General features: G+C 38.4%; 7 protein-coding genes. 2 read left to right on the top strand and 5 right to left on the bottom strand.

What is annotated here, in order from left to right; translation table 11 throughout:
* Window positions 1-320 precede the first annotated feature (320 nt).
* Entirely contained in the window at window positions 321-2,486 is a 2,166-nt protein-coding gene (locus tag HUN22_RS13610; protein WP_174730366.1) for a malate synthase G, read from the top strand.
* 97 nt (window positions 2,487-2,583) lie between these two features.
* Window positions 2,584-3,045, top strand: coding sequence for a GNAT family N-acetyltransferase (locus tag HUN22_RS13605; RefSeq protein ID WP_217484506.1), 462 nt, complete (start codon window positions 2,584-2,586; stop codon window positions 3,043-3,045).
* A 56-nt stretch (window positions 3,046-3,101) separates the two neighbouring features.
* Here the strand turns inward: HUN22_RS13605 and HUN22_RS13600 are convergent, their stop codons facing one another.
* The 5 genes from HUN22_RS13600 to HUN22_RS13580 form a co-directional block, all read right to left on the bottom strand.
* The gene (locus HUN22_RS13600; RefSeq protein WP_017389510.1) at window positions 3,102-3,515 is read right to left on the bottom strand and encodes an ExbD/TolR family protein; all 414 of its coding nucleotides are present in this window, start codon (window positions 3,513-3,515) and stop codon (window positions 3,102-3,104) included.
* Window positions 3,516-3,534: 19 nt separating this feature from the next.
* Window positions 3,535-3,957 (bottom strand): ExbD/TolR family protein, encoded by a 423-nt coding sequence (locus HUN22_RS13595; protein WP_151747996.1) that lies wholly within the window; start codon window positions 3,955-3,957, stop codon window positions 3,535-3,537.
* A 15-nt stretch (window positions 3,958-3,972) separates the two neighbouring features.
* Window positions 3,973-4,854 (bottom strand): MotA/TolQ/ExbB proton channel family protein, encoded by an 882-nt coding sequence (locus HUN22_RS13590; protein WP_174730360.1) that lies wholly within the window; start codon window positions 4,852-4,854, stop codon window positions 3,973-3,975.
* A gap of 40 nt (window positions 4,855-4,894) precedes the next feature.
* A complete protein-coding gene (locus tag HUN22_RS13585) occupies window positions 4,895-5,605 on the bottom strand; it encodes an energy transducer TonB (protein WP_174730357.1) in 711 nt (236 codons plus the stop codon).
* A gap of 108 nt (window positions 5,606-5,713) precedes the next feature.
* Entirely contained in the window at window positions 5,714-8,383 is a 2,670-nt protein-coding gene (locus HUN22_RS13580; RefSeq protein ID WP_217488189.1) for a TonB-dependent receptor, read from the bottom strand.
* Window positions 8,384-8,428: the final 45 nt, after the last annotated feature.

Here is an 8,428-nt window from a genome sequence, read left to right as displayed (position 1 = left end):
AAAAATTGATAAATTTAGTTAAATAGTGCTTTTTCACGCTGTAAAGTTTGATATAACTAAATACGCTTTAGAAAAACAAGATAGTGAGATTTTTTGTCTGTTAACAAAAAGTCTAGTTTCAGTATCTTTAAATATTGAATAAATTATTGGGAATCCTAGTTAGAATTTTAATATTTCCTTTATAGAAAAATTTATCTTTGTCAATAGTCTTGCAAGGGAAAATGCTTACTATTTAGGAATGTGATATTAGTATTCAGCTTAATTTAAATCGGTATACTAGGATTCTCTTGGTATAAAAAGTAGCAACTTCAGGAAAGACAATGACTGCACGTATTCAAAAAGGCAAGTTAGCGATTGCTAAAGAACTTTACGATTTTATCGAAAATGAAGCTTTACCAGGTTCTGGTTTAGATAGTGAAACTTACTGGAAGAACTTTGAGCAAGTTGTTGTCGATCTTAGCCCAAAAAATAAAGCATTATTGGCTAAGCGTGATGAATTACAAGCAAAAATTGATGAATGGCACCGTAACAACAAATTTGAATTAGGTGCTTATAAAGCGTTCTTAACTGAAATTGGTTATTTATTACCAGAAGTTGAAGACTTCCAAATCACAACCGAAAACGTTGATGAAGAAATTGCATTATTGGCAGGACCACAGTTAGTTGTGCCTGTACGTAATGCACGTTATTGCTTAAATGCAGCAAATGCTCGTTGGGGTTCTTTATATGATGCACTTTACGGCTTCGATGTAATTTCTGAAGAAGGTGGAGCTGAAAAGGGCAAAGGATATAATCCGGTACGTGGCGCGAAAGTGATTGAGTTCGCTAAGAATTTCTTAAATGAAGTTTTCCCGCTTGCTCAAGGTTCGCATGCAGATGCAACAAAATATGCGATTGAGCAAAATAAACTCGTTGTAACTTTGAAAGATGGTTCAAAAACAAGTTTAGCTCATGAAGCTCAATTTGTTGGTTTCAATGGTGAACAAGCAAATCCTTCAGAAGTCGTACTATTAAGTAATGGTCTTCATGTCATTATCGAAATTGATCCATCTAGCCCAATTGGACAAACTGATTCAGCTGGTGTTAAGGATTTAACCTTTGAAGCGGCAGTGACCACAATTCAAGATTTAGAAGATTCTGTTGCTGCGGTAGATGCTGAAGAAAAAGTTGAAGGTTACCGTAACTGGTTAGGTTTAATGAAGGGTACACTTCAAGAATCTATTGAAAAGAATGGTAAAACGATTGTTCGTGACCTAAATAAAGACCGCGAAATTAAAAACTTAATTGGTGGTACAACAAAACTTCATGGTCGTTCACTTATGTTACTTCGTAACGTAGGTCACTTAATGACTAACCCAGCTATTTTAGTAGATGGGGAAGAAATTTTCGAAGGCATTATGGATGCATTGGTAACACCATTGTTATCAGTTGCTGATATCCGTAGTACAAACGAAAATAAGAACTCACGCAAAGGCTCTATGTATATTGTTAAGCCAAAAATGCATGGTCCAGAAGAAGTTGCGTTTGCTGTAGAGTTATTTGAACGTGCTGAACAGGCGATTGGATTACCACCTAAATCGTTAAAAATCGGTATTATGGATGAAGAGCGCCGTACATCTGTAAACTTGAAAAACTGTATTGCTGCTGCTAAAGACCGTACCATCTTTATTAATACTGGTTTCATGGACCGTACGGGTGATGAAATCCATACTTCTATGGAAGCTGCGCCAGTTGTTCGTAAAGAAGCTGTTAAAACACAAAAATGGATTGCTGCTTACGAAAATCGTAACGTTGCAATTGGTTTGAAATGTGGTTTACAAGGTAAAGCACAGATTGGTAAAGGCATGTGGCCAAAACCAGATAGCATGAAAGATATGTTAGCAACCAAAGCTGCACATCCAAATGCAGGTGCTTCATGTGCTTGGGTTCCATCTCCAACTGGTGCTGTACTTCACGCGATGCATTACCATCAAGTAAATGTAAAAGCACGTCAAGATCAGTTAAAAGCTGAAGAAATGTTGTCATTAGATGACTTGTTAACCCCTCCATTTGCACCAGAAACAAACTGGTCAGCAGAAGAGATTAATAATGAGCTTGAAAATAACTGCCAAGGTATTTTAGGTTACGTTGTTCGTTGGGTTGACTTAGGTGTGGGTTGTTCGAAAGTTCCTGATATTAACAACGTGGGCTTAATGGAAGACCGTGCGACTTTACGTATTTCTTCTCAACACGTTGCTAACTGGTTACGTCACGGTATTGTAACTCGTGAACAAGTTGAAGAAGTGCTTAAACGCATGGCAAAAATTGTTGATGAGCAAAATGCGAATGATCCATTGTATAAGCCAATGGCAGCTAACTTTGAAACGAATATTGCTTTCCAAGCAGCTTCTGACCTTATCTTTAAGGGTTGTGAACAACCTTCTGGTTATACTGAACCGTTACTACACGCTGCTCGTTTAAAATTAAAAGGTTATACAGGTGACTAATTTAAACCTGTTTTAAAAAAAGCCTCTTCGGAGGCTTTTTATTTTCGGTATATTTTGTGCTTATAGAAAGGGAATTTATAGCTAAAAGGTTTTGAATTTGATTAGTCTAAAAGATCTTGATCGTGAGAATTGGCTTCTATGTGCAAGATTATCGTTGGATGAATCTCAAAAAGATTATGTTGCACCAAATGTATATTCTATTGCTGAGTCTAAAGTGGAAGAACATTACTGTCCACGAGTAATCTGTTTTAATGATGAAGTCCTTGGGTTCTTAATGTATTGTGTCGAAATTGATCCACCTGATGAGACATTATTTTGGTTGTTTCGTTTTATGATTGATAAAAATAATCAGGCTAAAGGCTATGGTACTGTAGCGTTACAAATGGCCATTGATGAAATATTCACAAAAGGAGCTAAACGCATTCGAACTATGTATAAATCATCTAATCACGTTGCTAATAAACTTTATAAAAAAATGGGTTTTATAGAAACTGGGGAATATGATGAATGCGGCGATATTATTTTAGAGTTGAATATTTCCCTTCAAAAAAAACGCTAACTGAAGATTCAAGTTAGCGCAGGAGTTAATAGAATTAAATAGATTTAAAAGCAATATTAGTTATTACTTACAATTCCAATTTTAGTGACACCTAAACGCTGTGCTGTAGCCATGACCATTGCTACGTTTTTATATTCAGCCATTTGGTCAGGTTTAAGTTTGATCTGGTCTTGATCTTTTTTGGCAACAACACCTTGAAATAAAGTCTCTAGTGCGGTGCGGTCAGAAACCTGTTGGTTATTCCAAAATACTTTTCCTGCTGCATCAATACGAACATCAATGACTTCAGGTGGCTTTTCATTTGTTGGTGGCGGTGTGCCATTTGGCAAATTAATATTAATCGCGTTATTTGGCGCAGGTATGGTAATAATAAACATAATAATGAGTACCAGCATGACATCAATAAGAGGTGTCATGTTGACTTCTAACATCACGTCATCATCATTATTTGAGCCGACATTCATACCCATAAAATTCTCCTTAAGTTAATTACGGGGAGGCTGGAGGGGTAGTAACAAAGGCAATTTTGCCAATACCAGCTTGTTTGGTTGTACTAATGACCTGATCTATCGCTTCAAAATGGGTAAGCTGATCTCCTCGAATATGAACTTCTGGCTGAGGTCTTTTTTGTGCAACTGCTTGAAGTTTTGCCAGTAATATCTCTTTATTAGGCACATAACTTTCGTTCCAGAAAATATCTCCTGTCTTATTCACTGAGAGTTGAATATTTTCAGGGGTGGTTGCGTACGGAGTATTTTTTTCTTCCGGTAGTTTCACTGGAACCGTATGTGTAACTACTGGAATAGTAATTAGAAAAATAATAAGTAAAACCAACATAACATCCACCAGAGGTGTCGTGTTAATTGTTCCAATCATTTCGTCATCATCTTCAGAACCAACACTCATACCCATAATGTTTGCTCCTGATTATTTAATACTACGGTTAACTGAATTATTGGTATTAATCTCTCCGCTTAATAAAACCGCGTGTAAATCTGAACCAAATGAACGGACATTTTCCATAACGGCTTTATTGCGGCGAGTCAGCCAGTTGTAACCAAGTACAGCAGGTACTGCGACTGCAAGACCAATAGCCGTCATAATTAAAGCTTCACCAACGGGGCCTGCAACTTTATCGATAGATGCTTGACCTGAAATGCCGATGGCTGTTAATGCATGATAAATTCCCCATACTGTTCCAAATAGACCTACAAATGGTGCTGTGGAACCAACCGTTGCTAAAAAGGCTAAACCACCACCTAAATGATTTTGTATTTTTTCAATAGCACGTTGAATTGAAATGCTCACCCAAGTATTAAAATCAATGCGCTCAAGTAAAGAACCTCCGTGTGATTTAGTTGAATTAATGCCCTTTTCTGCAATAAAACGATAAGCACTACTTTGTTCTAGACCTTCTGCAGCATTATCAAGGGAAGTAGCTTCCCAGAAATGTTTTTCAGCTTCTTTACCTTGGCGTTTGACTTTACCTTGTTGTAATAGTTTGGAAATGATGATGTACCAAGTCCCAATCGACATGAGTACTAAAATAAATAAGGTAGATTTAGCAACTAAGTCACCTTCACGCCAAAGAGCTTCTAGGCCATATGGGTTTTTAACAGTTTCACTCGTTGCAGGCTTAGGTGGTGGAGTTGGAGTATTGGCATTTGAAGTAGCTTCGGTAGTTGCTGTTGCCACAGGAGCAGTGCTTGTTTCTTCTGCGAAAACTGAGCTTAATGGAAGTAACGAACAAGCTGCGATCAAACTTGCAGAAGCGAAACGTACTAAGGGTTGAGTTGATTTTTTCATCACATATCTCCAATATTTTTTAATTTCTTGCTAATTCAATTGTTTATTCAATTACGAATGGATATTCAATTTCATACCAATCTTGCTGAGGTACACCATCTTTCATTGCTGGTTTGAACGTACATAAGCTGTAAGCTTTAGTTGCCGCCTTATCAAGGATCCTACTACCACTCGATTTTTTTACCTTCGCTTCTATGACTTTGCCATTGGTATCAACTAAAACTCGAATGCGGACAGTGCCTTGTTCACCACTCATTTCTGCTTCGCGTGGATAATCTGGTTTCTCACAGCCAGCAGAACCTTCTGAAACACCACGACTTACACCAGCTGGTTTGGGTGCCGGCGCAGCAGCTACTGGAGCAGGTGCGGCAACAGGGCTTGGTGATGGGGTACTAGGTGCAGCAGGAGCTGGGGTAGCCACTTTAGTCGGTTGAGCCACTGGCGTCGTTTTTTGTACAGGTGTCACTTTTTCAACCTGTTTCACTGGCTCAGGAACTTTGGCAACTTTTTCTACCATTTTAGGTGGCTCAGGAGGTTGTTCCTTGGGTTTTGGCTCCTCTGGTTTTGGTGGAGGAGGTGGTTTAATATCCTGAATAATTTGTAATTCCACAGGTTTTTCTGCTGGTTTTTGAATATTGTTTGCTAAACCTGACATCAGAATATAGGCAACAAGAAGATGCAGAAAAAGCACTGCAGCAATACCAATTAGGCGTTTGGCAGATTTATTTTCTATGTCTGTAAAAGTCATGCCCATAGTTACTCCTGAAACTTGAGACAAACAATTCTTAAATTAATGTTTGACTAAGGGTGAGTATTCGGTCTGCAAACACGATCTTTAAAGTCATGTTTGCAGAACAACCATTTAGAACTTATATGTACCTCGTACAAAGTAAGTACGTCCTAAAGGATCTGCGTAACGTGGGTCATATCCCATTTGGAAGTTATCAATTACATTAGAAGCGGGAGGGTCTTCATCAAAAATATTCTTGATACCCGCTGTAACTTCTAGATTTTTAAAGCCTTTGTATGTGCCTGAAATGTTATATGTTGTATAGTCACTGACTCTATGGTTTTGGTCATTGGAGTTTTGATCTTGGTACCCGCGAGAGAAGTTTTGTTGTAGATTTAAAGCCCAGTTTTCATAATTCCAATTTAGGTTTGCAGTATGTTTCCAGCGAAGAATAATGGATTGATAGTCTAAGCCGCTATATGACCCTGCAACACCTATCCATTCACCATTTGGTTCGGCTTGGTATTTGTAGTCTGTTATATATGTACCATCAATGTTGAAACCGAAACGACCTGTAGCAGTCATTGGTGAAACCCAACTTAAGCCCACATCGAAACCAGAAGTTTTAATCCCACCCAAATTTTGTTGGGTTGTAATAATATAATCTAATGAGCCATCAGGATTACGTACAAATTTGTCTGCATATTTCACTGGGTCATTAAAAATAGCAGTTTCTGAAAGTGTAGCAATTTGCTTGTCGACTTCGATATTGAAGTAATCGAGAGTAAAAGCTAAATTTTTAATTGGTTCAAACACTAAGCCAGCAGTAAAAGACTTTGATTCTTCTGGATCTAGAGTTTTATTCCCTCCATTTTGTCTGTCGAATTGCATCTTACAATCACGTTCTTTTTGCCCTCCTGGTTGTACAACTCCACCAGGGCAAAGCAGTGGGTCATTATATGATGCACCTGTATTGGTTATCGAATTTGCACCATTAACCTCCCAAAGTGTTGGTGCTCTGAAACCTGTACTATAAGTTGTACGGAACATTAACTGTTTAATAGGTTCCCAACGAAGTGCAAATTTTGGATTAAACGTATCACCAAAATCATTGTAGTCATCATAACGAGCGGCAATTTGAGCCTCTAAAGTTTTATGAAGGGGGATATGAAATTCGGTAAATACCGATTTAATATTACGATCTCCAGTATTTACTGGTTCATCAGGATCGACACCTGTACTAGGTGCCACTCGGGCAACATCAGTAACAACTTTTGAAGTCCAATCTTCATAACGATAACTTGCTCCAACAGCAAAACCAACGTCTCCAGCTGGTAATTTAAATATAGGTCGACTTGCAGTGAAATCAACGGTAGTTGTATCCAGGTTAGCTTTTAAGTATTTACCTTCAACTCCTAACTCATTCCATACATTAGCATCTTCAGGGTTTTGTGGTCCGAATGGGTTTAAAATACCATTGTTTAAAGCTTCTTGTGTTTTATCAAAGTTTAAATAGCCACTTACGATAGCATCCGATGCACTACTATGTGCATAGGTAACACCAGAGTTAATGTCCCAACCATGCGTTTCACCCTCAATACCTGCAAATATTCTATGTGACTGGTTAATACTATTACTTATACGATTACCCGATTGTGAACGCAGATATAGAGGGATAGTTCCAGTAGCACCAGCAAGAGCAGGAGTTATGCCATTTCCTGGATAATATTTACTGCTAGGGTCAAGCGTCAAATCAAAAAATACATCTGGTGCAACTGAAGTAGTGACTTCACTTCTTGCATATAAATATTCTGCAATCGCATTAAAGTTATCGTTCAGTTTAAAAGTAGCTCGGCCCATAGCTGAGATGTCTTCTGTTTTTGGAACAATTCCAATCACAGCCTGACTGTTATATCGACAAGTTCCATCATCGTTACTATTAAGAGGATTATTACCACAACCAGTAGATGCGTAAGGATTACCTAAACCTGGGACATTGGCAGGGAATGAACCACTACTGGTTCTATTGACACCTAATTCGGGTAATATTCCTCCACGCTGACTGACTTTACGATCTTTGGCCATGACATCATCGCCTTTACGATAGTCGACAACACCAAAAACGTTATAGCCATTTTCGTCTAAATCACCAAATCCGCCAAATATGCTGTAGTCTTGTTGCTCGCCGCCTTTTTGTTCTGGTTTTTGATAGCCTGCGGTTAGATTAAGTCCTGTAAACTGCTTTTTGGTAATGAAGTTAATTACCCCGCCAATTGCATCTGTCCCATAAATGGAAGAGGCGCCATCTCGTAAAACCTCAATACGGTCTAACATGGCGAGTGGAATAATATTTAAGTTTGTAACACCGCTATCATAAGCGTTTGCAGCTAATCGACGGCCATTCAGTAAAACAAGTGTTTTATTGGCGCCCAAGGCTCTAAGGTTTGCTGCCGAGCCAGCTGTTTTACTTGTGCCTACATTACTTGCAGTCACAAAGTTCGATTGGTTTGCACTAATCTTTGCCAAAGCCTCTTCAGTTGTTGTTACCCCTTGTTTTAAGATTTCATCAACTTTCACTATAGTAATGGGTGAAGCACTTTGTGCCGCGACCCCTTTAATTGAAGAGCCCGTTACAGCAACTTTTACAACTTTAACGGGTTTTTCATCTGTACTTGATTGTTCAGTTTCTGCTGCCTGTGCCAGGGTAAGACACATCATGCTTAAACTAAGGGTACTTAATTTAAGAATTGTTTTGCCAATCTTAGGGGTTACCTGAGATCGAACATTGTATTTTTTTTTCATCGTGGATTTGATCCCTTTTTGTTGTCGTTAGCGATATTGCTGAAA

The sequence above is a fragment of the Acinetobacter lactucae genome (assembly GCF_013344765.1).
In the GTDB taxonomy this organism is placed as follows: Bacteria; Pseudomonadota; Gammaproteobacteria; order Pseudomonadales; family Moraxellaceae; genus Acinetobacter; species Acinetobacter lactucae_A.
Note: the sequence above shows the minus strand (reverse complement) of the source record. Positions and strands in the feature narration are given on the sequence as shown.